Source organism: Veillonella parvula, from assembly GCF_018378075.1.
Lineage (GTDB): Bacteria > Bacillota > Negativicutes > Veillonellales > Veillonellaceae > Veillonella > Veillonella parvula_K.
In genome coordinates, this window is record NZ_JAGZYE010000001.1 from 202445 (window position 1) to 228887 (window position 26443).

Sequence of the window (26443 nt, forward strand, 5' to 3'; positions counted from 1 at the left end):
GGGTTCTCATGGATATTAAAGAAGCTCGAAAACAGATAGATAGTATTGATTCTGTATTAGTTACGGAGTTTGAGAAGCGACTCACACTGATTAAAGAAATTGGTAAATATAAGGATGAACATCACTTACCACTTATTGATGAAGAACGGGATGAAAGTATCATTGCTTTACATACTCAAAATTGTAAAGATAAAGTTTTAGCACCTTATGTTGAAAATTATATAAAAACCGTCGTTTCTATGAGTAATGAGTTCTTAAAGGAGCATATGCATAAGCATATTTTTCTCATTGGTATGCCTGGCGCAGGTAAAACTACTGTTGGTAAGGTTCTAGCAAAAGAGTTAGGCCGCGACTTTTTCGATCTAGACCAAACGATTCAAGACAAGGTAGGTAAATCCGTTCAAAATATTTATATTTACGATGGTAAAGATGCTTTCAGTGAATATGAATATAGTACAATCAAAGAATTAATTCACAATAAACCATCTGTCATTGCTACAGGTGGCGGCACTGTTACCTATGATAAAACTGTTAAATTGATGCGCAATAATGGTCTTGTTGTATTTGTTAACCGCGATGTAAATCATATTTTAGATGATTTGGATCTAGAGATTCGTCCGCTTGTAAAAGAAAGTATCGAATATATTTTTAATGTATATGAAGAACGTTATCCTTTATATGAAGAAGTAGCACATATTAAAATTGGTAACGAAGGCAGTATTACCGATGCAGTGCAAGAAATTATTGAAGCTTTGCCGAATACGGAGAAATAATGGACGCCATACGAGGATTTGTATACCGAACTATATATGAGAATACACAACGTACATATTGCGTGTTTATCCTAAAAGATTATAATGAGGAATACATTACTTGTACTGGCAAATTTGAGTCTCCTAAAGAAGGGGAAGACATCGAAGTACGGGGCCGCTATGTAGAACATGAAAAGTACGGCCGCCAATTTGATGCGAGCAGTGTTGAAAAGTTAAAACCTGATAATATGGGTGCTGCCAAGACTTATTTGTTGAATCTAGGAATAAAAGGTTTTGGTGAAAAATCCGTAGAGAAGGTACTAGAATATTTCGGTATTCGTATTTTAGAAATTTTACGGGAAGAACGTCCAGAAGAGATTAAAGATGTTCCAGGTCTCCGAAAGAGTGTTAAGGATGAGCTATTCAATACCTTACTTGGCGAAGGTATTTTATCTGATTTAAATCATTTTTTTGAAAGTCATCACATTTCATCGAAATGGAGTCGTATTGTATATACCTATTATGGTGTGCAGTCTGTCGCAGTTATAGAGGATAATCCTTATACATTATTACGTGTAGCACCGGATATGCTTTTTGGTACGGCCGATACACTAGCAGAGCATCTTGGTATTAATGGTAGTGATACACGCCGTTTAGAGGCTGGTTTAGAATGGATTCTACGTAGTCTAGATAATCAAGGTCATACATGTTTACCAGTAGACCAACTTATCGGTCGACTTGACGATTTATTACAAACTGATGTAGATGATATTGCGAACTTTATTGAAAGCCTGCTGGAACAAGGTGCACTGTATAGTACGTATTATGAAGATATCTTATATATCTATCCGCCAGAGATGTATGTTTCTGAAGTGGAAGGTGTCCACTATACTCGTGAGTTTCTATTAGAAGCTGATCCAATAGCATTAGATATTTCTAGTTTTATTGAAAAGTTTGAACGAGACAACTACATTATCTTTGGTGATGCTCAAAAAGAAGCTATACAGCTCTCATTTTTTGAAAAGTTTTCTCTTATAACTGGTGGTCCTGGTACAGGTAAAACAACTATCATCAAGGCACTAGTAAAAGGTTTCCAACTCGGTGGATTGGGGCGCATTATACTTTGTGCTCCTACGGGACGTGCTGCAAAGCGTCTGACCGAGGCCACTGAGTTTGAAGCTACTACAATTCATCGTCTATTGGTACCTGTTCAAGGTAGTGACTCCTATGACTTTACAAAGAATGAAGATGATCCTCTAGATATAGATGTTATTATCATCGATGAAGCATCTATGCTTAATGTGCGTTTATTCTATTCTTTGATGGCTGCTATTCCAAAGGAAGCCCATGTCATTATTGTGGGTGACGTAGATCAATTACCACCTATAGGTGCTGGGTTCGTATTAAAAGATTTATTAGATAGTGATTGTGTGCCCTATACACGACTTAATCAGATTTATCGTCAAAGCTCTGGTAATACTATCGTTGAAAGTGCTTACGCAATTAACTGTGGTGAAATGCCTAACCTGGAAGGTGTGAGCGAAGAGTTTTCTTTTATTCCTGTTAAATCTTATGATATGATGATGAAAGCCATCATTGATGTATATAAACGTGAACAAGAGACGATAGAGGATGAATTAGATATTCAAATTATTTCTCCTATGCGCCGTGGTGAAGCAGGTAGTACATTGATTTCACAATATGTACAACAAGCCGTAAACCCTCCAGACAGCTATAAAAGAGAAGTTCGTGTCAATGGTATTACGTATCGCGTTGGGGATAAGGTTATTCAAATTCTCAATGATTATGAGTTAGAAGTGTTTAATGGCGAAATTGGCGTTATCTATGCTATTACGCGGACCGATATTTGTATCCGATTTATCCATAAAGAGGTCCGTCTACCTATCGATGAAGCACATATGATTATGCCTGCTTATGCTATTACAGTTCATAAGAGTCAAGGTAGTGAGTATGGTGTAGTTATTATTCCATTTGTTCCACGTTATGGTGGTATGTTACAACGTAATTTGTTGTATACTGCTGTTACACGGGCAAAGCGTAAAGTAATCATCGTTGGTACTACGAGCGCAGTTGAACGTGCTGTGCGTACTGTTAATGCCGATGAACGTTACACATTGTTTAAAGAACGACTACAAGGGAGATGTGATTCGTAATGAGTCTTTGGGATTTCCTATTTCCACCTGTATGCCCTCACTGTGGTGCTCCTGTGGCAACACAAGGGGATTGGTGTAAAGCTTGTTTTACAGATCTATTACATATTCGTCATGTACCACATAAATTTTTACACTATGTAGATGATGTATGTGTGTTGGCCGAATATCGTGGTGGTCTAAAGTCTATGATTTACGATGTAAAATTTAATGAAAAAAAGGAGCAGTCCAAAGGGGCCGCTCCTTTTTTAGTATCGTACAACTTTTACATGAAATATAATGAGTCTAATATTGTGAATAGTAATTGTAAAATTATGTATGATTATATTGTTCCTGTACCGTCTAGCGAAAAGAAAAAAGCTAAGAGAGGATATAATCAAGTAGATTTATTCTTTTTTGAATGGGCTCATTCTTTATGGGAAATAGATAGAAAAAACTTTAAATGGTTAGATTGTATATACAAGTTTGATACTTCTCGAGATATGTGGGGATTAACAAATAAAGAAAGACATCAAAATATTGATGATGCCTTTGTTATATGTGCTGATTATAAGGATATTGATTTTACCAATAAGAATATATTAATTGTTGATGATATATATACTACAGGTGCCACAATTGAAGCTGTAGCAAAAGTCTTACAAAAGCATAAAGCGCTACGCGTTGATGCCCTTACGCTGGCTAGTGGTAGTTTCTAATCTTTATTACTAAATGTAGGAATATAATATTTGATTTCATATTAGCCAAGTACATCAATAAATGCTTTGACAACATCTGGATCAAAAAGGGAACCAGACGCACTAAAGAGTTCTTCTTTTGCTTTAGCTTTTGTTTTCGCCCAAAATTCAGTAGAAGGATTAACTGTTGTATCATAGTAATCTGCTACAGCAATAATTCGAGCTCCCAATGGAATATTCGCACCACGTAAATGTTTAGGATAACCAGAGCCATCCCATTTTTCATGATGGTAACGAATATAAGGCAAAATTTGTTGGCAGCAAGGATAGTTTTCAATCATATTGGCACCACTTGCAGCATGTTGTTTATACTTAGACATTTCTTGCTTATTAAGATATGGAGATTTTTGGATTAATGCATTAGGAACCATTAATAGACCCACGTCATGAAGTAAAGCTGCGTGACGAATCTGTTCAATTTCATTTAATGGTAAACCCATTTTAGCTGCGATGCTAACAGCATAGTTTGAAACCTGAATAGAATGTGTATAGAGATGATAGCTTTTCATTTGTATCATCTGTAAAAGTTGTGCGCTTATGGCTTCTAAACTGTCTTTCTCCAGTTCATACAAACCTGATGGTTGCATCAATGATAACATAAACATAATAAACCCCTCTAACTAACAAACTGAACATATGGTACAACCCCTCGTACTTATGTTCATATCGTACAACTTTAGGCCGTTCTAATTTAACAGTATACAAATTATACACCATAAATAATTTTTTGTGTATGATACGTATGTTCTTACAAATATGTTGTATTCATATTTGGCATACAAAAACTAATTGACAATTTAAGAATCCACTAGATATGGTACTTAAAAAATGTGATTTTAGAAATATTAAAATATTATGAAGAATATTTTAGGTTTTCTATTCCAATTTTCTATACATCAACAAATAGGGGTTGCAAAATTTATTCTCATTGTTCTAAGAATTATGCGATAATATGTTTGGTAAAAATTATGTTTGGCTACTTAACTATATAATCAAAAATTTTTTAAAATAATAGTAAAACTAGACATGAATACTGTTATTCTTTATAATACGTCTATACGGGTCTGTGGTTGAAAGTCGAGGCTAGTCGCAGGCAAAACGATCCACATAAGCAGCCCAAAGGGTTGTGAGCATGGTGCGGCTTAGGTGTAAGTCCTGCCGATAAAATCGAGAGAGGTAGTAGTGGGGAGTCTTGGACTTATGAGCGAACCTTCCAGCAGGCGAGTGTGGGGGCAAAGACCAGGTCAGCCGTATAGGGGCACATGAGGCTTTTCTCATGTGCTTTTTTTATACAGTTGTATATTATAAAATCTATAGAAAACCACTAACTATGGGAAAGTTTTTATACATAACCGTAATATTTATACAAACAATGTATAAAATTAAAATATAAATATAGCGATTTTGCGATTGTATCTAAAATTATATACAAAATTATTGACATAATTATACTGAATCTATATACTATTATAAAGTAGTAGTAAGTTAAAATAATGAGGTTGATAATATGTTAAATAGCAAAGTAAAAAAAATAATTCTTGGCGGTTGTATGTTAGTGATGGCGGCTTCTTTAGTTGGTGGATGTGGTTCCTCTAATCAACTTACATCTAATAAACTTGTCGTTGGCACTAATGCTACATTTGTTCCATTTGAGTTTAAAGATGAAAAAACTCAAGATTATACAGGTTTTGATATTGAATTGATTCGTGCGATCGGTAAACGTATTAATAAAGATGTGGAGCTAAAAAATGTAGCTTTTGATGCTTTGATTCCAGCTTTGAACACACATGATATTGATGTTGCTGCATCTGGTATGACTATTACAAAAGCGAGAAGTGAAAAAGTATTATTTTCTTCTCCTTATTATGAAAATGCCTTAGCAGTAGTATATAAAGATGGAACGGCTATGAATTCTCTTGATGACTTAAAGGGTAAAAAAATTGCAGCCCAATTAGGTACTACTGGTGCAGATTTAGCTCATAAAATTGAAGGTACTACTGTAAAAGAATTTGACCATAGTAATGAAGCTTTGTTAGAATTACAGAATGGTGGAGTAGATGCAACTGTAATCGATTTACCTGTAGCTCAATATTACAGTACTAAGCATCCTGACCAACATATTAAATTTATGGCATATCCAAATACTAAAGAATATTTGGGCTTAGCAATTAATAAGGATAACAAAGCATTGCAAGAAGAAATCAATAAAGCAATTGCTGATATGAAGGCTGATGGTGAATTTAATACATTATATAAAAAATGGTTTAATGTAGATGCACCTGCTGATATGCCAGTAGTTTTAGAATTTAAATAATAGGAGAGATTATGAGTTTTAATTGGGGGTTAATTGCGGATAATTTACCGCTCTTGTTACAAGGTGCTTTAGTGACTGTAGAAATTACAGCCATGTCTGTAGGTTGTGGCTTTTTTATCGGTCTTTTAGTATCTTTAGCAAATTTATCTAAATTTAGATTAGTTAGATTGCTTGCAAAATGTTATGTAGATATCATTCGTGGTACACCATTACTGGTGCAAATTTTCCTAATCTATTTTGCCTTGCCTATGATTACAGGTCAACGGATTGATCCATATATTGCGGCTGTTACCGCATGTAGTATTAACTCTGGTGCTTATGTATCTGAAATTTTTCGTGCTGGTATTCAATCTATTGATAAAGGTCAAATGGAGGCCGGTCGTTCTCTTGGTTTAACTTGGGGACAAACCATGCGTTACATCATTATGCCTCAAGCTTTTAAAGCAATTATTCCTCCTTTAGGGAACGAATTTATTGCCATGTTGAAAGATTCCTCTTTAGTTTCTGTTATCGGTTTCGAGGAGTTGACACGTCGTGGTCAATTAATCATTGCTAAAACCTATGCATCCTTTGAAATCTGGGGTACGGTTGCTGTGATTTACCTTATTATGACAGTGACTATCTCACAATTAGTTGGATATCTTGAAAGGAAATATAGCATTAAATGATTAAATTAGAAAATGTACATAAATCTTTTGGTAAAAATGAAGTACTAAAAGGTATTAATTTACATATTGAACAAGGTCAAGTAGTTGTAATCATCGGCCCTTCTGGTTCTGGTAAAAGTACGGTACTGCGCACTATGAACTATTTAGAGGAACCTACATCTGGTAAGGTTATCGTAGATGGCATGGATCTTTCTGATAAGAAAAAGTTAAATGACGTTCGTGCTGAAGTAGGAATGGTATTCCAAAACTTTAATTTGTTCCCGCATATGACGGTTATGGAAAACCTTACCTTAGCTCAAACTAAGGTTCGTAAAACATCTATGGAAGAGGCTAAGAAGATAGGTCAAGCTTTACTTGATCGAGTAGGCTTGGCGGATAAAGCCAATGCATACCCTGATTCTTTGTCAGGCGGTCAAAAGCAGCGTGTTGCTATTGCTCGCGCTTTAGCTATGAAACCAAAAGTAATGCTTTTTGATGAACCTACTTCAGCTCTTGATCCTGAAATGGTTAGTGAAGTGCTAGATGTTATGAAGTCTTTAGCTGAGGAAGGTATGACGATGGTCATCGTTACTCATGAAATGGGCTTTGCGAAAAAGGTAGCGGATAGAGTGTTATTTGTTGATGGTGGCTTGATTTTAGAAGATAATACACCTGAACGCGTATTTGATGCACCTACCAATGAAAGAACAAAATCATTCTTAGATAAAATTTTGTTAGATTAAATAATATAATTATAGGAAGCAAATTCTAGAATTAGAAATTGCTTCCTGTTTTTTTACATTAAATTTAACCTATCAATTTATATTAATTTTTATTATATATGTATAGCTTAATATCTATTAATATATTTGATAACTTTTAGACTGAATTTATTAATTATAAAGAGTTTGTATAAAGCTTTACAGGGTAGATTAATCTGAAAAACACGATTATTGCTATAAATATTTGTGATATAACAATAATTTATACAGTCATTTTTAAAAATAATAATTTTTAATTCACATATTTTTATGATTATAAAAATATACAATTAATTTATAGGGCGTATATAATTATTTATAACATGTATAGATATAGGGATTGTTAAGATTTACAGCAAATGATATTCTTGTTTCTGGTGTTTGTATATTCATTAAAAATGTAAATATTGTTGTTTGATATTTTATACATGCTGTGTTATGATACACATATAGAGCAAGACAGCAAGACAATATATATATTTTTAGGAGGATGTTACCATGTTAGGTAAAGTAAAATGGTTCAGCGCAGAAAAAGGTTATGGTTTTATTGAACGTGAAGACGGTAGCGATGTATTTGTACACTACTCTGCAATCCAAGACGAAGGTTTCAAATCTTTGACTGAAGGTCAAAATGTAGAATTTGAGATTGTTGATGGAAACCGTGGACCTCAAGCCGCTAACGTTGTTAAAGCGTAACTACATACCAAAAAAATTATAAAACAATATATAATTGGACCCCGATAGTATATACTATCGGGGTTTTTGGATTTTCTATATACATTTTATACATAATTCTACAAAAAATATAAAATTTTTACATAAAAAAGAAGGAGTTTTACAGTTGGATGTAGAAATACTAAATATAACACGAGAGATAAGGTTATATAATACCACACACTCGCATCTCGTGGATGATTTTTAGAAAGGGTGTTGACTTATGAAAGTAGCAATTAGAGGAAAAAACATTGAAGTGACAGATGCCTTAAGAGCATATATCGAAAAAAGATTGAGTAAATTGACTCGTTACTTCGATGATGAGTTAAATGCACAAGCGGTTTTATCCGTTGTAAAAGATAAATCTACAATTGAACTTACATGCTTTGTTGATAAAATCGTTCTTCGTGGTGTGGAAACCAACGATGATATGTACGCAGCTATTGATTTAGTAGTGGATAAAATTGTTCGCCAAATCCATAAGTATAAAACTCGTTTGGCTAAACGTTTCAAAAAACAAGAAGCTTTCCATCCTGAAGCTTTGGCAACTCCTGTGGAAGAAGAAACTATTGAAGTTGTAAAACGCAAACATTTTGTTGTGCGTCCTATGGATGTTGAAGAAGCGATTTTACAAATGAATCTTATTGGTCATGATTTCTTTATGTTCTTCAATGCTGAAACTGAATCGATGAACGTTGTATATCGTAGACATGATGGTTTCTATGGTTTGATCGAGCCAGAACTTCAATAATATATAATGTCGGCTGAACTTAATCCTAACTCCTTTCTACTTTAAATCAGCCGATTATTATATTAAGGTGGATGACTTAAAATAGTCATCCACCTTTTTTGCCAAAATAATATTATAAATAATCTTGAAATGCCTTGAATTCTTTGACTATTCAAGGCTTTTTCGTTATAATAAGTTAGATAAAATAATGTAAGATGTCCCGTAGAGGAGTGATTTGTTTGTTAAGCTTTTTACAAAGGCTATTAGGCAATAATAACGCAAAAGAAATTAAAAAAATGCGTGCTATTGCAGATCATATTAATGAAATTGAACCTAATTATATTAAATTAAGTGATGCTAACTTAGTGGCAAAAACTGATGAGTTTAAACGTCGTTTGCAAAAAGGGGAAACGTTAGACGACCTATTGCCAGAAGCATTCGCTGTAGTTCGTGAAGCATCTAAACGCGTTTTAGGCATGCGTCATTTCGATGTACAGTTAATGGGGGGCATTTGCCTTCATAATGGTAATATCGCGGAGATGCGTACTGGTGAAGGTAAAACATTAGTAGCTACATTGCCCGTATATTTGAATGCATTGACCGGTAAGGGTGTACACGTTGTAACAGTAAATGATTATTTGGCGACTCGTGATAGCGAGCAAATGGGACGTTTATATAATTTCTTAGGACTTTCCACGGGTCTTATTGTGGCTAATCTTGACTTTAATCAACGTAAAGAAGCCTATGCGTGTGATATTACATATGGTACAAATAATGAGTTTGGTTTTGACTATTTACGCGATAACATGGTAACCGATGTTGTTCAAATGGTACAACGACCATTGAATTATGCCATTGTGGATGAAGTAGACTCCATTCTTATTGATGAAGCAAGAACACCATTAATTATCTCAGGCCCTGGTCAACGTTCCACTGATAATTATTATAAATTGGCTAAAATTGTTCCTCACCTTATAAAAGATGAAGACTATGTTATCGATGAAAAACAAAAAACTATTGCCCCTACAGATTCTGGTATCGCAAAGGTTGAAAAAATGCTTGGTGTTGAAAACCTATATGATGCAGAAAATATCGAGTTGAATCATTTGCTTGGTGCTTCTTTGCGTGCCTATGCTATGATGCATCGTGATACAGACTATGTGGTTAAAGATGGTGAAGTTGTTATCGTCGATGAATTTACGGGCCGTTTGATGTTTGGACGCCGTTACTCTGATGGTTTGCATCAGGCTATTGAGGCTAAAGAAGGTTTGAAAGTTGAACGCGAAAGCCAAACCTTAGCATCTGTTACATTCCAGAACTATTTCCGTATGTATGATAAATTATCAGGCATGACAGGTACTGCTAAAACAGAGGAAAAAGAATTTATTGATATTTATGGATTAGAGGTTATACCAATTCCACCAAATAAGCCTTTAATCCGGATGGATTTGCCTGATCAAATTTTTAAAACTAAAGCTGCTAAATATCGTGCTGTAGTACGAAATGCAGTAGAACGCCACCAAATAGGGCAACCTATTCTGATTGGTACTACATCTATTACACAGTCTGAAGAACTTTCAGACATGTTGTTGCGTGCAGGTGTACCTCATAAAGTATTGAATGCTAAACATCATGAACAAGAAGCAGAAATCGTTGCAGCTGCTGGACAAATGGGAATGGTAACAATCGCTACTAATATGGCTGGTCGCGGTACAGATATTACTCTTGGAGAAGGTGTGCCAGAACTAGGTGGTTTAGCAATTTTGGGGACAGAACGCCATGAAAGCCGACGTATCGATAATCAATTACGTGGCCGTGCTGGTCGTCAAGGGGATCCTGGTTCTTCTCAATTCTTCTTATCATTAGAAGATGACTTAATGCGTATCTTTGGTGCTGACAATATTACAGGTATCATGGATAAACTTGGTATGGAAGAGGATGAACCTATCGAGCATTCTTTGATTACTAAATCTATTGAACGTGCTCAAAAGAAAGTAGAGGATCATAACTATAACATTCGTAAATATGTACTCGAGTATGATGATGTTATGAATCAACAACGTGAAGTATTATACGAACAACGACGTCGTATTTTACGTAACGAATCCTTGCGTGAAACAATTAATGAAATGATTGACAAGCTTGTTACCGAATCTGTAGATGCTTATGCTGATGAAAAGCTCTATCCAGAAGAATGGGATTATGAAGGTCTCTATAAACATTTAAGTCAATATTTCTTAACAGAGGAGATTATGTCTTCTCAAGATATGGAAGAATATAGTCGTCAAGACTTATTAGAACGCTTATTAGAAATTGCTCATGAAGAGTATCAAGATCGCGTTGATATGCTTGGAGAGGCTATGTTTAGTCAACTTGAAAAGGCGATTATGTTGCGCGTTGTTGATAATAAATGGATGGAACATTTGGATAATATGGATATGCTACGAGAAGGTATTGGCCTCCGTGCATATGGTCAAAAGAATCCGTTGGTAGAATATAAGTTTGAAGCTTTCGATATGTTCCAAAACATGATTGCAGCTATTCAAGATGAGACAATCATGGCATTATATAAAATTCGTGCACAATTGATTCAAGAAATCGAAGAACCAGTTGATCACTTAGAAGGTGCACAATCCCATCATGAAGATGTGTTGGAGCCACAAAACATAGATTAAGATTTGTGAATGGCACGTTGCTCAAAGGGATTTCCACTGGGCAACGGCCATTTTTCTATTTTGTTAAGGTAATAGTTTATTGATGTAATAGGCTAATTAACTAAAGGTGGTGAACATAAATTGTTAGAAGATTTAAAACCGATTATTTCTAATCTAGAAGAACGTATTTATGGGATGAGGGATTCACTTTAACATCGCTCAGAAGGAAGACCGAATATTTACACTTGATGTACAGATGAGTGATCCTACATTTTGGGATAATCCAGATAAAGCTCGTGAGATTTCTCAAGAGGCCACACAACTAAAAAATGCTGTAGAAAGCTATAAGCAACTTGTTAGTGATATTGAAGATGCTAATATGATGCTTGAAATGGCTATAGATGAAGATGACCTCTCCATGGAGAGTGAAATCAAGGAATATGTTAAGCAAATAGAAGAAACCTTGGAAAAGCAAGAAGTACTTTTATTGTTAAGTGGTGAATATGATGCAAATAATGCTATTTTAACATTTCATGCTGGTGCTGGTGGGACGGAGGCACAAGATTGGTGTTCTATGTTAATTCGCATGTACTTGCGCTGGGCTGAAAAATCTGGCTTCTCCATCGAGTTAATGGATGAACAACCTGGTGATGAAGCAGGGATAAAATCTGCTACATTCCTTGTTAAAGGTGAAAATGCCTTTGGTTACTTGAAGTCTGAGAAAGGTGTGCATCGTCTCGTTCGTATTTCACCATTTGATGCCGCGGCTCGACGTCATACATCATTTGCTGCTGTCGATGTAATGCCTGAAATCGATGATACTGTAGAAATTAATATCGATATGAAAGACGTTCAAGTTGATACATATCGTGCTAGTGGCGCTGGTGGTCAGCATATTAATAAAACCGATTCTGCTGTTCGTATGACCCATAAGCCAACAGGTATTGTAGTACAATGCCAAACACAACGTTCTCAAATGCAGAATAGAGAACAAGCTTTACGTTTGTTACGGGCGAAACTATTTGAGTTAGAGCTCGAAAAGCAAGCTGAACTTAAAGAACAGATTGGAGGTACCTACCAAGCAATTGAGTGGGGGAGTCAAATTCGTTCCTATGTATTCCATCCATATAATCTTGTTAAGGATCATCGTACTAGTGTAGAAACTGGTAATGTTCAAGCTGTTATGGATGGCAACTTAGACCCATTTATCGAAGGTTTCTTAAAAAAAGAGGCTAACTTAACAATTTAGGAGATACTATGAAAAAGTTTTTACTATTCCTATTAGTGCTAATTATTGCTCTTGTAGTGGCATCCCAATTTTTATTACCATCTTTTATTGGCTCTCGTATTGAAAGTCAATTAAATGAAACATTGAAACCAACGGCTCAAACAGTAAATGTTGAGGCTCAACCTGCTTTCAAAATTTTATATGGTGAGGTGGATCGTGTTTATGGCACTTTGGAGAATATTAAACTGGGTAAATTGAATTTTGCTAGCTTCCGATTTGATGCTAAACAAATTTTTGTTAATCCAATTTCTTTATTAGCTAGTCAACAAATTGATATCGTTAGTGTTGGGAATGCTAGTATTGATGGGACTATTAATAAAGCTGATTTAGGGACTTTCTTAAGTAATGAAGCAGGTAGTGATATTCAAGACGTACAAGTTGACATTAGTAAAGATAATATCAGCCTAACCGGTAAAATGAATGTAGGCATGGTGTTTAAAGGGGATGTTAAATTAGATGGGAATTTAGAGTTAAAGGGCAATACATTATTGTTTTCACCTAAAAAGTTCACCATAAATGGTGCTACAATTCCTGGTATGACATCTAATGTGTTAGAAAGTACTCAAATTTATGACTTTAACAATTTTCCAATTCCTGTAAAAGCGGAAAGTTTAACTGTTGATAATGGTGAAATTCTCATTAAAGTTAAACCTGTACTCAACTAGAAAGGATTTGTCGTGAATCATCGGAACGCACAAAAAAGTAAGTACTCATGGATTCTTATACTTTGTATTATTATAGGTCTTTTATCTTCCTTATACTTAGTATTTGAACGCCATCAGATTGAGAAATCTCAAAATCATATTGAAAATATTGTAGACTATGATGCAGTTTTACGAGCCAGCGCCTTTGAAAAGCGTAGTCAACAAGAAGCTTTTGATGCATTACGTAATGCTGGTGTGACTGCTTTTGCTATTTATGATCGCACGTTAGAAAAAGCAAAAGATGCGGGCCAAGTTAAAGTATTAAGCTCTGAAGAGATGGACTCTGTTCGTGTTAATGGCGCTGCGATTAAACCTGGGGCGACTTATGTGGCATTAATTTCAGGTAAAGAAGGTTATTATAAAGAAATTCGAGAGGATTTATACCACCGTATTGGCAAGGACAAGGTGAAAGAGCTTAATACAAGTATTGGTCCTGTTCTTGAATTGTATGGTGCAACAGCAGATAGCTATGCAAAGATGAATCTTGGTATTTCAAAGTTGCAAGCACAAGAGGTTGTAGATCGTGGTTTCAATGTTATCGTTCGTCCAACAAACTATAGAAACGTAACATCTGAAGATATTCAATATGTATTTAAACGACTTGAAGGCATTCCTCATGTAACAGGGATGATTTTTGCTGGTAAAGAAGCTCTAGGTGCACCTAATTTAACGGATGAAACATTAGCATTACTAAATAAAAACCATATTCCACTAGTTGGTATCGAAGCTGTAAATCAGTTGCAGTATGAGCCACAACAAGGTTTCTTGGAAATGGCGGCCAAAAATAATTATAGTGTAGGTCGTGTGTATACTATCGCTAAAGAGGAGTTAAAGAAAATTACCCCTGAAGAAGCGGCACAACGCTTTTACATTAGTGATATAGAGCGAAATATTCGTTTTAACTTGTTTCCGATGTATGAAACAGGTATAAATAATGAAACTGTATTACAGACTACAATCAACTATATTAACATAGCTACAGAGAAATTGGCTGTAAAAGGTTATGAATTTGGTCCAGCGGATATTTATCCTGCTTATACACCAAATCCATTATTAGTAGTTATTACAATGATCGGGGCTATAGCACTTTTTGTATATGTTCTACAAATGATGTTACCAATGTCTAAGCATACGCAACTTGTGGCCTTTTTTGGAATTTCTTTGGCATCCATTGTTGTATTTATTCTTACAAGTGGTACCTTAATTACTCAAATATGGGCTCTATCTAGTGCTATTATGGCTCCTGTAGGTGCTATGATACGCTTGATGGAAGAGTGGCGCCGTTATGATGGTGCACGTCCATTAGGTGCCATTAAGTCTACGATTCTTGCCTTATTATATCTTGTAATTGCTGCATTATTTGCTGCTATTGGCGGAATGTATATCGCATCTTTATTGGGCAATACGAAATTCTTTATGGAGTTTGCTCTCTTTAGAGGTGTTAAGTTGACCTTTGTTCTGCCAATTATTTTAGTTATTATTGCGTACCTTCAACGATTCCCATTGTGGAACGGCCGCATGATTAATTCCAAAGAAGAAGCGAAAACATTTGTAGTGGAATTCTTAACTATGGATGTTAAATTATATGTATTCTTTATAATAGCAGCACTTGGTGGTGCAGTATGGGTATTTGTTGGCCGTAGTGGACACACTGCAGGTGTTCCTGTACCAGGCTTTGAACTTATGCTACGTCGTTTTCTTGAAAATACAATGTATGCGAGACCGCGTGAAAAAGAGTTCATTATTGGTCATCCTGCTTTAATGCTAGCTACCTTTGCGTTCATGCGTAAGTGGCCTACAGTAATTCATTTCTTGTTAACTCTAGCTGGTGTTATTGGCATTGCTTCGATGGTTGAAACCTTCTGTCATCTTAGAACGCCAGTGTTCATGTCCATCATGCGTGGTTATGATGGTTTGTTAATTGGCGCCCTTTTTGGAGTGCTTCTTATCATCGCAGTACGGTTTATGATGTACGTAACACAATGGTTCCAAGCTAGGGAGGTTGACCATGAGTAATATTGTTATCTCTGGTTATTATGGCTTTGGTAATGCTGGTGATGAGGCCATGCTTTGTGCTATTATCGATGCTATTCGTAAAGAAGAGGCTGATGCACATATTACTGTAATTTCTGGTAATCCTAAAGAGACTAGTAAAAAGCATAATATTAATGCTGTAGGTACATTCTCTGCATTGGGTATCTTAAAAGCAATTGCTCATTCGGATCTTGTTATTAGTGGTGGTGGTAGTTTATTACAAGATGCTACTAGTATTCGCAATACTTACTATTACTTAAGTATTATGGCGTTAGCAAAGTTGCTTGGGAAAAAAGTAATGCTATACTCCCAAGGTATTGGTCCTTTAAATCGTTCATCAACACGTCGTGCCGTTGGATTTGTATTGCGTTTTGTAGATACTATTACAGTTAGAGATTCTATTTCAAAGGATGAACTAGTTTCTTTGGGAATTGAAGATGTAGAAGTTACTGCAGATGCGGTATTGGCCATGCAACCAGCAGATCTTTCAATTGGCTCTCATATTCTGAAAGGATATATTTCTAAAATATCTGAAGCAGATGAACAACGTAAACGAATTGGTGTAGCGGTTCGTAGTTGGAAAGAGGATACTGAGTATAGAGAATCCTTAGCTAATGTATTGAGCAGATTACAAGAACAAGATAATGTGGAAATTATCTTTATTCCTATGTCACATCCTGAGGATACAAAAGAGGCTAAGATCATTGCCAGCTATATGCCGAATGGCGCTATTGTGCTAGAAGGTCCGTTCTCTACAGAGCAACAAGTGTCATTATCTGGAAATGTGGACCTCATGATTGGTATACGTCTTCACGCTTTAGTTTTTAGTTCTTTAATGGGAAAACCAGTTATTGGTATTTCCTATGATCCTAAAATTACAAGCTTTTTACATATGATTGGTCAAGAGCCTATTGGCACAATGACTCATTTGCGTGAAGAAGCCTTATATCAATGGTGTCATAAATTGTTGAATTCTCGTGAGGAGTATCAAGCATCTTATGACCGCATTGAATCATTGCGTGTAGATTCCCAACGCAATGCAGAAATTGCTATTTCATTACTTAAAGATTATTAATATATTGGATTTTATCCAGAAAGTGAGGTCTCTATGGCTACATTAACACAAGATGTTAAACAATTAGTTCAAGAGAAGGCAAAAGCTATTCGCGTTGGTATTGTACAGTCTGTAACGGCAGCGAAATCCGGTCACCCAGGTGGTTCATTATCTATCGCCGATGTGATGGCCTTGTTGTACTATGTTGAGATGAATGTAGATCCAGCAAATCCAAAAGCTCCTAATAGAGATCGTTTTGTCCTTTCTAAAGGTCATGCAGCGCCTGCACTATACGCTACATTGGCTGAAAAAGGTTATTTCCCTAAAGAAGAACTCTTGAACTTACGTAAAATTAATCATATGTTACAAGGCCATCCTGATATGAAACACACACCAGGTGTAGATATGTCTACAGGTTCTTTAGGACAAGGCATTTCTGCGGCTTGTGGTATGGCATTGGCAGGCAAAATTGATAATGCAGATTACCGTGTATACTCTATTCTTGGTGATGGTGAGCTTGAAGAAGGTCAAGTGTGGGAAGCTGCAATGTTTGCTGGCTTTTATAAACTGAATAATTTGACAGCTTTTGTCGATTTTAACGGTCTTCAAATTGATGGTGATATTACTAAAGTTCTTTCTCCATTACCAATTCCAGAAAAGTTCAAAGCTTTCAATTGGAATGTTATTGAAGTTAATGGTCATGACCTTGATGAGCTTCATAATGCTATTGAAACTGCGAAAGCTTTCACAGAAGGCCCAACATGTATTATCATGCATACTGTAAAGGGTAAAGGCGTTGAAGAGATGGAAGGTCAAGCAGGCTGGCATGGTAAAGCACCAAGTGAAGAGCAAGGTGTAGCCTTTGTTAATGAAATTATGGGGGTGCAATAATGGGTAAAGCAACACGTGAAGCATATGGTAATGCGCTAGCTCGCATTGGTAAAGAGAATACTAATATTATCGTACTAGATGCGGATTTATCCAAATCTACTAAAACAGATACATTTAAAGCTGTGTGCCCGGAACGTTTCTTTAACGTAGGTATTGCAGAGCAAAACTTGATTTCTGTTGGTGCTGGACTTGCAGCGGCAGGTAAGATTCCATTTGTATCATCTTTCTCCATGTTTGCTACAGGACGTGCATTTGAACAAATTCGCAATGCTGTATGCTATCCTAAATTAAACGTGAAAGTATGTGCTACACATGCGGGCATTACTGTTGGTGAGGATGGTGCAACGCACCAAAGTTTAGAGGATATTTCCTGTATGCGTACATTGCCAAATATGACTGTAGTGGTGCCTGCTGATGAGCGTGAAACAGAGGCTGTTATCGAATGGGCTGCATCTTATAACGGCCCAGTATACGTTCGTTTGGGGCGTGCTGGTGTAGATGATGTAACAACAGAAGGCTACTCATTTGTGCCAGGTAAATCTACTATTTTGGTAGATGGTTCTGATGTTACAATTATTGCTTGTGGTGCATTAGTTGGACCTGCTGTAGAGGCATCTAAAACTTTATCTGAATCTAATATATCTGCACGTGTTATTAATATGGCATCTATTAAACCTATTGATGCTGAAGCAATTATAAAAGCCGCTGCGGAAACTGGTGCTATCGTTACAGCTGAAGAACATAATATTATTGGTGGCCTCGGTTCTGCTGTATCTGAAGTAGTAGTATCTAATAAGCCTGTACCTATGGAATTCGTTGGTGTCCAAGATACATTTGGGGAGAGTGGAACACCAAAAGAACTAATGGCAAAGTATGGCTTAACTGCCAATGATATTGTAGAAGCCGTAAAACGTGTAATCGCTCGTAAATAATCAAAGGGGATCCCATGATTGAATTTAAGAATGTTAGTAAAGTCTATGATAATGGTTCTGTTGCATTAGACGATGTGTGTTTAACCATTAACGATGGTGAATTTGTTCTCGTTTGTGGTCACAGTGGTGCAGGGAAATCAACATTATTTAAGTTATTAACACATGAGGTAGTGCCAGATGCTGGTACTGTCATTGTTGATGACTTTGATGTTACGCGTATGAAGCGCAGTAAAATTCCTAAATTGCGGAGAAAGCTTGGCGTTGTATTCCAAGACTTCCGATTATTGCCTAATAAAACGGTAGCAGAGAATATTGCTTTTGCTCTTGAAGTTATTGAAGAAAAACCAAAAATTATTAAAGAAAAGGTGAGTCATGTATTAGACCTTGTTGGTTTATCTGAGAAGGCTAATGATTTACCAGAGGATCTTTCTGGCGGGGAACAACAACGTGTTGCTATTGCGCGTGCAATTGTTAATCGCCCAACAGTATTAATTGCTGATGAACCTACTGGTAACCTTGATCCTGATACTAGTAAGGATATTGTTGAATTGTTTAAGCATATTAACAATTTCGGCACTACCGTTATTATGGTTACCCATAATATGGATCTTGTTTCATACTTGAATAAACGCGTTATTCGTTTAAAAGACGGCCGTGTTCAAAGTGATAATATGAGAGGTGCAGAAATTAATGAAGCCTAGAACGATAAAATACTATTTTAAAGAAGCACTGAAGTCTATGAAACGTAATGGACTTATGACATTAGCGTCCATTTCTACAGTGGCTTTATCCTTATTTATGCTCGGTGTATTCCTTTGTGGTGTCATTAATTTGAATAACATGGCATCCAGTCTAGAAAATCAAGTACAGTTAAGTATTTACTTAAAGGATGGCTTAACAACTGATCAAATTATGGCAGTAGGAAAGCAAATTAAGGCTATACCTAACTTAAAGCATTTAGAATTTGTTAATAAAGAGCAAGCTATGAAGGAGTTCAAAGAACGCCTTGGTGATCAGCAACAATTGGTGAATGCTTTAGGTGATGTAAATCCGTTGCCTAACTCATATGTGTTAACCTTTGATAATCCTAGCGATGTAAAAGCAACTGCAAAATTAGCTACGACATTCCAAGGCGTAGAAAGTACACACTATGGTCAAGATATTGTAGAAGAGCTTTTCCGCATTACGCAAGTAATTCGTATTGGTGGGATTGTATTGATTGCTTTCCTAGCAGCTGCAACACTATTCATCATTTCAAATACAATTCGGTTGACTGTATTCGCACGTCGTAAAGAAATTGCAATCATGAAATATGTAGGTGCTACTAATGGATTTATTCGTTGGCCATTTTTGATTGAAGGCATGTTGTTAGGCTTAATTGGTGCTATCATTGCCGTTCTTTGCGTTGGTGAATTTTATCACTTCATCACAATGGAAGTTTCTGAATCATTAGCATTCTTCCCTTTAGTACCAATGTTCCCATTCTTCTATGATGTAGCCCTTTATATCTTAGGTGGCGGCATAGTAGTAGGTGCTATTGGTAGTACTATTTCTTTGAAACAATACATGAAGGTGTAATGTTTATGAATAATAGTATATTTAAATCTCGCTTCGTAGCGGCAATTTTGACTGGTATAGTGGTATTGGGAACACCATTATACATCGTTGCAGAGGACGAAGATTTAACAAATCAACTTGATTCAATTCAACAACAAGTTAATCAACAAAATGCTAAAAAGGCAGATGCTGAAACTGTAATAGTCAGTGTATCCGAACAGTTACGTCAAATCGAAGAACAATTACGTCAGGCTCAGCAACAATTGGATTCTATTCAACAACAACGTATAGCTGTTGAAAATGATATTACAGTGAATGAAAAATTACTTGCTGAAGCACAAAAGCGACTAGAAGGGCGAGAAGCCGTATTTTATAAGCGTGTACGTGATATTTATATTAATGGTCGTTTAAGTTACTTAGATGTAGTTATTGGATCTAAAGATTTTACAGACTTTGCTAATCGTTTAGAAATTTTAAAACGAATTATTGATTCTGATATTAAATTAATTGAGGAAATCAAAAAAGAGCGCGCTGAAATAGCGGCTCGAAAGCAAGCACTAGAACAGTCTCGCGCAAAACTAGTTGAGCTTGAAAAAGCAGCTGCGGCAAAACGAGCTGAAATAGAGCAAAAGAAGAAAGAACGTGAGGTAGTTCTTCAAAAGGCTCAAAATGATCGTGCTACAGCAATGCAAGCAGTAGAAGAATTAAATGCATCTTCTGCACAGATTACAGCGTTATTGAAAGCACGTCAAGCAGAGCGTGCCGCTGCTCGTGCTGCAGCAGCGGCTCAACAATCTTCACCAACTTACTCTTGGGTACAAGGGTCTGGTCAACTTGGGTGGCCTGTAAGTGGTGAAATTACCTCTCCATATGGCTATCGTACACATCCGATTTGGGGCACTACAATTTATCATTCTGGCATTGATATTGGTGTTGATGAAGGTACACCTGTTCATGCTGCAGATGGTGGTACTGTTGCTTGGTCGGGTTGGATGGGTGGCTATGGTTATGCCGTAGTTATCGATCATGGTAATGGCATGTCTACTCTTTATGGACATAATTCTGAACTTGCTGTCTCTGAAGGGCAAGATGTAGGTAAGGGTCAAGTTATTGCCTATGCTGGTAGCACAGGTAATAGTACAGGGCCACATGTACATTTTGAAGTTCGTATAAGTGGGGATCCTGTGGATCCTATGGGATATTTATAATATGAAATTTGATACACGTACAGTGTTATGGAGTCTATTGAAATATATAGGCTCTGGCATTGTTATTATGTGGCTTACATTTTGGTATCTTTCCGGTTCATTCTGGGGGCTACCAAGATTATTTATAGCCTATTATACTGCGAGTCAAGTTTTTATGACACCTATGGCTAAAACTACCCTTTATGATGGTATGCTAAAGGGGTTAATTGACTCTTTGGGAGAACCGCATAGTGTTTATTTAAATGCAGAAGAATATAAATCTATGAAAATGCAAACATCTGCAACATATGCTGGTGTTGGTATGGTCCTTGGTACTGATGATAAAGGTCTATATGCAGTTAGCGTAATGGAAGACCAACCAGCTTTTAAAGCTGGAATTAAACCTGGAGACCACATTATTGCTATCGATGGACAATCCACTACTGAAATTCCGGTAGAGGAAGCATCTTCTCGTATTCGTGGCGAAGCTGGTACTACTGTATCTCTAGATATTGAACGTAATGGTGAAAAGTTGCATTTTGATATCACTCGTGAATCCATAGTTTTGCCTACTGTTAAAAGTAAAATGCTTACTAGCACAGTTGGATATATTCGTATTAGTCAGTTTGCAGAAAATACCGCAGAAGATTTTGCCACTCAATATAAAGAGCTTCAATCTCAAGGTATGAAGGCTCTTGTCTTGGACCTACGAGATAATCCAGGCGGTTTATTATCTACTACTGAAAAGATATCTAACTATATTATGCCTCCAGGTACACTCGTAACAGTACAAAATCGATCAGGTAAAAAGGATACTTATAAGTCAGATGGACCTGATGTAGCTATGCCATTGGTTGTTTTAGTTAATAAGGGCTCTGCTAGTGCATCAGAAATCATAGCAGGGGCTGTTCAAGATCGTAAATTAGGCACTATCGTAGGTACTAATACATATGGTAAAGGTACCGTTCAAACTATTTTCCCTAGTTTAGATGATGAAGGAATTAAAGTAACTATTGCTAAGTACCACACGCCAAGTGATCGTGTTATTGATGGAACAGGTATTAAACCTGATGTAGAAATCGATTTACCAAAAGGTGTACATCCATCTAGTACATTAGATGATATTCAAATTAAAAAAGCATTAGAGCTATTACAGCAATAATGCATAGGAGTTAAATTATGTTTATAGATAGAGCGCGCGTCTTTGTTAAAGCTGGTGACGGTGGGGATGGTATGTCCAGCTTCCGTCGAGAAAAATACGTTCCAAATGGCGGCCCTAGTGGTGGTGATGGTGGTAAAGGTGCGGATGTTGTTTTTAAAGCTGACAAGAATATTAATACGCTTGTAGACTTTAGATATAAACGTCAGTTTAAGGCACCAGCTGGCGGTAATGGTGAAAGCTCTAATAAGCACGGTCGAGGTTCCGATCCTCTTATCATTCCAGTTCCATTGGGTACAGTAATTAAAGATGAGGAAACAGGAAAAATCTTTTGCGATCTTGTCAACGATGGCGATACCTTTGTTATTGCCAAAGGTGGTCGTGGCGGCCGTGGCAATGCTCGATTCCAAACTAGTGCTAACCGTGCACCAACCTTTGCAGAAAAGGGTGAACCTGGTGAAGAATTCTGGTTACAATTAGAGCTTAAAGTATTAGCTGATGTAGGTTTATTAGGTTATCCATCTGTTGGTAAATCTAGTATTTTGCGAAAAGTATCTAAAGCTCAACCAGAGGTGGCAGCATATCACTTTACTACACTAACACCAGTACTTGGGGTAGTTACAATTTCTGGAGATCGTAGCTTTGTTTTGGCCGATATTCCGGGCCTTATTGAAGGGGCTAGTGAAGGTGTAGGTTTAGGTCACAATTTTCTACGTCATGTTGAACGTACGAATATTTTAATTCATGTTCTAGATGTATCTGGTATGGAAGGCCGAGACCCTAAGGTCGACTTTGATGCGATTAATGAAGAGTTACGTAAATACTCTGAAAAATTGGCTAATAAGAAACAAATTGTAGCTCTCAATAAGATCGATATGGTCTTTGATGACACGACGATTCCCGAAACAAAAAAATATTTTGAAGATAAAGGCTATGAAGTATTTCTCATTAACGCCTTAAGTGGTGAAGGTTTGTCAGAGCTTATGGAACGAGCTTACTACTATGTAGAAAACTACGAACCAGAGCCTGAAGCAAATGATGACACAGTTGTATACGAAGCAAAACAAGATGTAGAATTTGTCATTACTCGTGGTGATGATGCTGCTTTCTACATTACTGGTAAACGTATTGAACGATTAGTAGCTATGACAAATCTTGACGATGATCAATCTCTTCGTAGATTTCAACGCATTTGGCGCTTTATGGAGCTTGATGCAAAATTGAAGGAAAAAGGCTGTAAAGACGGTGATGAAGTTGTAATCGGCGATCAGCGCTTTACTTTCCAAGAGTAGGAGTAATAATGACAGGAAAACAAAAACGGTATTTACGTTCATTGGCGGCTACAATACCACCGGTTGTCCAAATTGGTAAAAATGGTTTAGAGGATAGCGTTATAGATAGTGCTCGTGCAGCGATTACAGCACGTGAGCTTATTAAGGTTAAATTACATAATAATAGTCCTGAAGATAAGACAATTTTTCAAGACTTAGCAGATATGCTTGGCGCTGAACTAGTTCAAGTGATTGGTTTTAATGGTGTTTTATATAAAGCTAAAAAAGAACCTAAAATCATTTTGCCAAAATAATTTTATATCTAGTAGATCATAAAAATTTGTATACATCGTAGTTAAGAATTTCAACCTTAGGAGGTTAGTCTATGCGCAGCGCCATCGTTAATGCAAAACGAATTGTAGTCAAAGTTGGTAGCAGTACGCTTTGTTACACTAACGGACATTTAAATTTGGAGCGTATTGAAAGATTAGTGCGCCAATTATCAGATTTGGCTAATCAAGGTAAAGAGATTATTCTTGTTTCCTCTGGTGCTACTGGTGCAGGTCTTGCCCCTTTAGGCTTTAAAGAAAAGCCTAGAGATCTCGTATTAAAACAAGCAGCTGCTGCAGTAGGTCAAGGTATTCTCATTCATATGTACGAGCGCATGTTTCGAGAATATGGTCGAACCGTAGGGCAAATTCTTTTAACGAAAGAGGATAGTACTGGACGACATAGTTATCTTAACTTGCGTAATACATTACATACTTTATTGCAACTTAACGTTATTCCTATTATTAATGAAAATGACGTGGTTGCTATCGAAGAATTTAAAATCGGTGATAACGATACATTATCTGCTACTGTTGCAGGTATTGTAGATGCAGATTTACTTATCATTTTGTCAGATATTGAAGGCTTATATACAGCTAACCCAGCCACTAATCCAGATGCTACTTTGATAGAAACTGTTTCTGAAATTAACGATGAAACCTATGCTATTGCAGGTGGTGCTGGTTCTAATATGGGAACGGGTGGTATGTATACAAAAATTAAAGCTGCTCATATGGCAACAAATTCTGGTGTACCAATGGTTATTACCTCAGGTGAAGTAGAGGATTCTGTTCGTCGTGTATGTAAGGGTGAACAAATTGGGACACTCTTTGAAGCCCATGATGCAAGTTTATCTGGTAAACATCATTGGTTAGCTTTTGGTAAACGATTAAAAGGCTCCATTACGATTGATGACGGGTGTGCTCGCGCTGTTTTAGATAAGGGTGCTAGCATTCTGCCCGCTGGTATTATTGAAGTAGAGGGGACTTTTGGACCTGGTGATACAATTTCCATTTATCATGATCATAAGGAAATTGGTCGTGGACTTATTAATTATAGTATTGATGATATGAAGGCGATTAAAGGTCACAATACAAATGATATAGCCGAGATTCTGGGTATTAATACGACCTATGATGAGGCTGTACATCGTAATAATCTAGTTTTATTACACTGAGGAAATCCTATGAACCAGTATGAAAAAATTTGTAAAGATATGGGCCAGAGAGCTAAAACGGCATCTTTTGAATTAGCCCAACTCGACCAAGAAACTTTAGATTCTGCATTGTTAGCAATTGCTGATGCTGTAGAAGCACAAACAGATGAAATTATGGCGGCTAATGAGTTAGACCTAGAAAAATCTGTTGACTATAATTTACCTCGAACTATGATAGATCGATTGACTTTGACACCTAGTCGCATTGCTTTAATGGCAGAAGGGGTGCGTCAAGTGGCTGCTCTTGAAAGTCCTGTAGGTTCCATTATAGAAACAATCACTCGTCCTAATGGTTTGATTATTGAAAAGCGATCCGTACCTTTTGGTGTAATTGGTATTATCTTTGAAGCCCGTCCTAATGTAACCATAGATGCAGGTGTTCTTTGTTTAAAGACAGCAAATGCTACAATTTTACGAGGTGGTAAGGAGGCATTTCACACGAATCAAATCATCGTGTCTATCATGCGGAATACCTTAGAGTCGTTAGGTATTAATGGTGACTCTATTCAACTCGTTGAGGTGCTTGATCGAGATCTGGTTGGAGTACTTTTACAACAACGGGAATATATTGATGTAATCATTCCACGTGGGGGTGCTGGACTTATTCGTCGTGTTGTAGAAGATAGTAGTATCCCTGTTATTGAAACTGGTAGCGGTGTATGTCATACCTTTGTTGATGAATTTGCTGATTTAGAGATGGCTTTAGAAATTGCAGTCAATGCTAAAGTCCAACGTCCATCTGTATGTAACTCTATGGAAACCTTACTAGTTCATCAAGCTGTGGCTAGAGAGTTTTTACCACGCCTTAATATAGCACTACTAGAATATGGTGTTCGTATTCATGGTGATGAGGCTGTAGCTCAATATATGGTAAATACAATTCCTCTAACAGAAGAGTCTTTCAGCATAGAATACAATGATATGGACTTAAATGTGCGTATCGTTGAAAATCTTGAAGAAGCTATTGATCATGTGAATCGGTATACTACACATCACTCTGAGGCTATTATCACAGATGAACCTATGCGTGCTAATGTGTTTATGAATTTAGTGGATTGCTCTACTGTGTATCATAATGCATCTACACGTTTTACAGATGGCTTTGAGTTTGGCTTTGGTGCTGAGATTGGCATTAGTACACAAAAACTCCATGCTCGAGGTCCTATGGGGTTACAGGCTCTAACATCTTATAAATATTTTGTATTTGGAGAAGGCCAAGTACGGACGTGAAGAAATTATATTATTTTTTAAGGGCATACTATAGATACATTCAAACACCAAAGGGACGATATGAATGGATATCCTATATAAAAGCATTGCTCATATTCATCATTATTTGT

24 protein-coding genes are annotated in these 26443 nt (G+C 36.6%); 23 read left to right on the forward strand and 1 reads right to left on the reverse strand.

Annotated elements, in window-relative coordinates; all coding sequences use genetic code 11:
- Nucleotides 1–8 precede the first annotated feature (8 nt).
- The 3 genes from KH286_RS00930 to KH286_RS00940 are packed head-to-tail and all read left to right on the forward strand — an operon-like array spanning nucleotide 9 to nucleotide 3621.
- Nucleotides 9–773 (forward strand): shikimate kinase, encoded by a 765-nt coding sequence (locus KH286_RS00930; RefSeq protein ID WP_004693019.1) that lies wholly within the window; start codon nucleotides 9–11, stop codon nucleotides 771–773.
- Entirely contained in the window at nucleotides 773–2926 is a 2154-nt protein-coding gene (locus KH286_RS00935; protein WP_278617523.1) for an SF1B family DNA helicase RecD2, read from the forward strand. The genes KH286_RS00930 and KH286_RS00935 overlap by 1 nt, the downstream gene beginning before the upstream one ends.
- Complete coding sequence (locus tag KH286_RS00940) at nucleotides 2926–3621, forward strand: ComF family protein (RefSeq protein ID WP_058948485.1); 696 nt, start codon at nucleotides 2926–2928, stop codon at nucleotides 3619–3621. Before KH286_RS00935 ends, KH286_RS00940 begins: the two co-directional genes overlap by 1 nt.
- A 41-nt stretch (nucleotides 3622–3662) precedes the next feature.
- Here the strand turns inward: KH286_RS00940 and KH286_RS00945 are convergent, their stop codons facing one another.
- A complete protein-coding gene (locus KH286_RS00945; RefSeq protein ID WP_004693025.1) occupies nucleotides 3663–4265 on the reverse strand; it encodes an HD-GYP domain-containing protein in 603 nt (200 codons plus the stop codon).
- Nucleotides 4266–5167: 902 nt separating this feature from the next.
- Here KH286_RS00945 and KH286_RS00950 point away from each other — a divergent pair.
- The 20 genes from KH286_RS00950 to KH286_RS01045 all read left to right on the forward strand — a co-directional run bounded on the left by KH286_RS00950 (nucleotide 5168) and on the right by KH286_RS01045 (nucleotide 26333).
- Complete coding sequence (locus KH286_RS00950; protein ID WP_058948486.1) at nucleotides 5168–5974, forward strand: basic amino acid ABC transporter substrate-binding protein; 807 nt, start codon at nucleotides 5168–5170, stop codon at nucleotides 5972–5974.
- An 11-nt stretch (nucleotides 5975–5985) separates the two neighbouring features.
- Entirely contained in the window at nucleotides 5986–6642 is a 657-nt protein-coding gene (locus tag KH286_RS00955) for an amino acid ABC transporter permease (RefSeq protein ID WP_004693053.1), read from the forward strand.
- Nucleotides 6639–7364: an amino acid ABC transporter ATP-binding protein gene (locus tag KH286_RS00960; RefSeq protein ID WP_012864269.1), complete on the forward strand. Its 726-nt coding sequence runs from the start codon at nucleotides 6639–6641 to the stop codon at nucleotides 7362–7364. The genes KH286_RS00955 and KH286_RS00960 overlap by 4 nt, the downstream gene beginning before the upstream one ends.
- 516 nt (nucleotides 7365–7880) lie before the next feature.
- On the forward strand, nucleotides 7881–8078 hold the full coding sequence (locus KH286_RS00965; RefSeq protein ID WP_004693056.1) for a cold shock domain-containing protein: 198 nt from the start codon (nucleotides 7881–7883) through the stop codon (nucleotides 8076–8078).
- Nucleotides 8079–8319: 241 nt separating this feature from the next.
- On the forward strand, nucleotides 8320–8847 hold the full coding sequence (gene hpf, locus KH286_RS00970) for a ribosome hibernation-promoting factor, HPF/YfiA family (protein ID WP_008600782.1): 528 nt from the start codon (nucleotides 8320–8322) through the stop codon (nucleotides 8845–8847).
- Between the two features lie 218 nt (nucleotides 8848–9065).
- A complete protein-coding gene (gene secA / locus KH286_RS00975; RefSeq protein WP_004693148.1) occupies nucleotides 9066–11501 on the forward strand; it encodes a preprotein translocase subunit SecA in 2436 nt (811 codons plus the stop codon).
- A gap of 120 nt (nucleotides 11502–11621) precedes the next feature.
- Nucleotides 11622–12729 (forward strand): peptide chain release factor 2 gene (gene prfB / locus KH286_RS00980; RefSeq protein WP_206669385.1). Its coding sequence is split into 2 segments (ribosomal slippage): nucleotides 11622–11678 and nucleotides 11680–12729, totalling 1107 coding nucleotides; the frame shifts between segments, so codons are not numbered across the junction.
- Between the two features lie 8 nt (nucleotides 12730–12737).
- Complete coding sequence (locus KH286_RS00985; protein WP_004697145.1) at nucleotides 12738–13433, forward strand: LmeA family phospholipid-binding protein; 696 nt, start codon at nucleotides 12738–12740, stop codon at nucleotides 13431–13433.
- 12 nt (nucleotides 13434–13445) lie between these two features.
- Nucleotides 13446–15488, forward strand: coding sequence for a DUF5693 family protein (locus KH286_RS00990; RefSeq protein WP_120054738.1), 2043 nt, complete (start codon nucleotides 13446–13448; stop codon nucleotides 15486–15488).
- Nucleotides 15481–16581, forward strand: a complete 1101-nt coding sequence (gene csaB / locus KH286_RS00995; protein WP_004693157.1) for a polysaccharide pyruvyl transferase CsaB — start codon at nucleotides 15481–15483, stop codon at nucleotides 16579–16581. Before KH286_RS00990 ends, csaB begins: the two co-directional genes overlap by 8 nt.
- A 33-nt stretch (nucleotides 16582–16614) precedes the next feature.
- Nucleotides 16615–17451: a transketolase gene (locus KH286_RS01000; protein WP_012864276.1), complete on the forward strand. Its 837-nt coding sequence runs from the start codon at nucleotides 16615–16617 to the stop codon at nucleotides 17449–17451.
- Complete coding sequence (locus KH286_RS01005; protein ID WP_004697368.1) at nucleotides 17451–18383, forward strand: transketolase family protein; 933 nt, start codon at nucleotides 17451–17453, stop codon at nucleotides 18381–18383. Before KH286_RS01000 ends, KH286_RS01005 begins: the two co-directional genes overlap by 1 nt.
- A gap of 14 nt (nucleotides 18384–18397) precedes the next feature.
- The gene (ftsE, locus tag KH286_RS01010) at nucleotides 18398–19084 is read left to right on the forward strand and encodes a cell division ATP-binding protein FtsE (protein WP_004693165.1); all 687 of its coding nucleotides are present in this window, start codon (nucleotides 18398–18400) and stop codon (nucleotides 19082–19084) included.
- Nucleotides 19074–19961 (forward strand): permease-like cell division protein FtsX, encoded by an 888-nt coding sequence (gene ftsX / locus KH286_RS01015; RefSeq protein WP_004693167.1) that lies wholly within the window; start codon nucleotides 19074–19076, stop codon nucleotides 19959–19961. Before ftsE ends, ftsX begins: the two co-directional genes overlap by 11 nt.
- 5 nt (nucleotides 19962–19966) lie before the next feature.
- A complete protein-coding gene (locus KH286_RS01020; RefSeq protein ID WP_004693169.1) occupies nucleotides 19967–21148 on the forward strand; it encodes a murein hydrolase activator EnvC family protein in 1182 nt (393 codons plus the stop codon).
- A 1-nt stretch (nucleotide 21149) separates the two neighbouring features.
- Complete coding sequence (locus KH286_RS01025) at nucleotides 21150–22289, forward strand: S41 family peptidase (protein WP_008600791.1); 1140 nt, start codon at nucleotides 21150–21152, stop codon at nucleotides 22287–22289.
- A 17-nt stretch (nucleotides 22290–22306) separates the two neighbouring features.
- Nucleotides 22307–23578 (forward strand): GTPase ObgE, encoded by a 1272-nt coding sequence (gene obgE / locus KH286_RS01030; protein WP_004693173.1) that lies wholly within the window; start codon nucleotides 22307–22309, stop codon nucleotides 23576–23578.
- Between the two features lie 8 nt (nucleotides 23579–23586).
- On the forward strand, nucleotides 23587–23871 hold the full coding sequence (gene yhbY / locus KH286_RS01035) for a ribosome assembly RNA-binding protein YhbY (protein WP_004693176.1): 285 nt from the start codon (nucleotides 23587–23589) through the stop codon (nucleotides 23869–23871).
- Nucleotides 23872–23942: 71 nt separating this feature from the next.
- Nucleotides 23943–25064 carry a glutamate 5-kinase gene (proB, locus tag KH286_RS01040; RefSeq protein WP_004693178.1) on the forward strand — a complete coding sequence of 374 codons (1122 nt, stop codon included), beginning with the start codon at nucleotides 23943–23945 and terminating at the stop codon, nucleotides 25062–25064.
- Between the two features lie 9 nt (nucleotides 25065–25073).
- Entirely contained in the window at nucleotides 25074–26333 is a 1260-nt protein-coding gene (locus KH286_RS01045; protein WP_278617524.1) for a glutamate-5-semialdehyde dehydrogenase, read from the forward strand.
- Nucleotides 26334–26443: the final 110 nt, after the last annotated feature.

Excerpts from the sequence above, each read along its gene's own strand:
- KH286_RS01025 (WP_008600791.1), top strand. The coding sequence starts at position 21,150 with ATGAAATTTGATACACGTACAGTGTTATGGAGTCTATTGAAATATATA.
- KH286_RS00950 (WP_058948486.1), top strand. The coding sequence starts at position 5,168 with ATGTTAAATAGCAAAGTAAAAAAAATAATTCTTGGCGGTTGTATGTTA.
- obgE (WP_004693173.1), top strand. The coding sequence starts at position 22,307 with ATGTTTATAGATAGAGCGCGCGTCTTTGTTAAAGCTGGTGACGGTGGG.
- ftsE (WP_004693165.1), top strand. The coding sequence starts at position 18,398 with ATGATTGAATTTAAGAATGTTAGTAAAGTCTATGATAATGGTTCTGTT.
- KH286_RS00955 (WP_004693053.1), top strand. The coding sequence starts at position 5,986 with ATGAGTTTTAATTGGGGGTTAATTGCGGATAATTTACCGCTCTTGTTA.
- KH286_RS00940 (WP_058948485.1), top strand. The coding sequence starts at position 2,926 with ATGAGTCTTTGGGATTTCCTATTTCCACCTGTATGCCCTCACTGTGGT.
- csaB (WP_004693157.1), top strand. The coding sequence starts at position 15,481 with ATGAGTAATATTGTTATCTCTGGTTATTATGGCTTTGGTAATGCTGGT.
- KH286_RS01000 (WP_012864276.1), top strand. The coding sequence starts at position 16,615 with ATGGCTACATTAACACAAGATGTTAAACAATTAGTTCAAGAGAAGGCA.
- yhbY (WP_004693176.1), top strand. The coding sequence starts at position 23,587 with ATGACAGGAAAACAAAAACGGTATTTACGTTCATTGGCGGCTACAATA.
- proB (WP_004693178.1), top strand. The coding sequence starts at position 23,943 with ATGCGCAGCGCCATCGTTAATGCAAAACGAATTGTAGTCAAAGTTGGT.
- KH286_RS01005 (WP_004697368.1), top strand. The coding sequence starts at position 17,451 with ATGGGTAAAGCAACACGTGAAGCATATGGTAATGCGCTAGCTCGCATT.
- KH286_RS00985 (WP_004697145.1), top strand. The coding sequence starts at position 12,738 with ATGAAAAAGTTTTTACTATTCCTATTAGTGCTAATTATTGCTCTTGTA.
- KH286_RS00965 (WP_004693056.1), top strand. The coding sequence starts at position 7,881 with ATGTTAGGTAAAGTAAAATGGTTCAGCGCAGAAAAAGGTTATGGTTTT.
- KH286_RS00930 (WP_004693019.1), top strand. The coding sequence starts at position 9 with ATGGATATTAAAGAAGCTCGAAAACAGATAGATAGTATTGATTCTGTA.
- KH286_RS00945 (WP_004693025.1), bottom strand. The coding sequence starts at position 4,265 with ATGTTTATGTTATCATTGATGCAACCATCAGGTTTGTATGAACTGGAG.
- KH286_RS01020 (WP_004693169.1), top strand. The coding sequence starts at position 19,967 with ATGAATAATAGTATATTTAAATCTCGCTTCGTAGCGGCAATTTTGACT.
- hpf (WP_008600782.1), top strand. The coding sequence starts at position 8,320 with ATGAAAGTAGCAATTAGAGGAAAAAACATTGAAGTGACAGATGCCTTA.
- KH286_RS01045 (WP_278617524.1), top strand. The coding sequence starts at position 25,074 with ATGAACCAGTATGAAAAAATTTGTAAAGATATGGGCCAGAGAGCTAAA.
- KH286_RS00935 (WP_278617523.1), top strand. The coding sequence starts at position 773 with ATGGACGCCATACGAGGATTTGTATACCGAACTATATATGAGAATACA.
- ftsX (WP_004693167.1), top strand. The coding sequence starts at position 19,074 with ATGAAGCCTAGAACGATAAAATACTATTTTAAAGAAGCACTGAAGTCT.
- KH286_RS00960 (WP_012864269.1), top strand. The coding sequence starts at position 6,639 with ATGATTAAATTAGAAAATGTACATAAATCTTTTGGTAAAAATGAAGTA.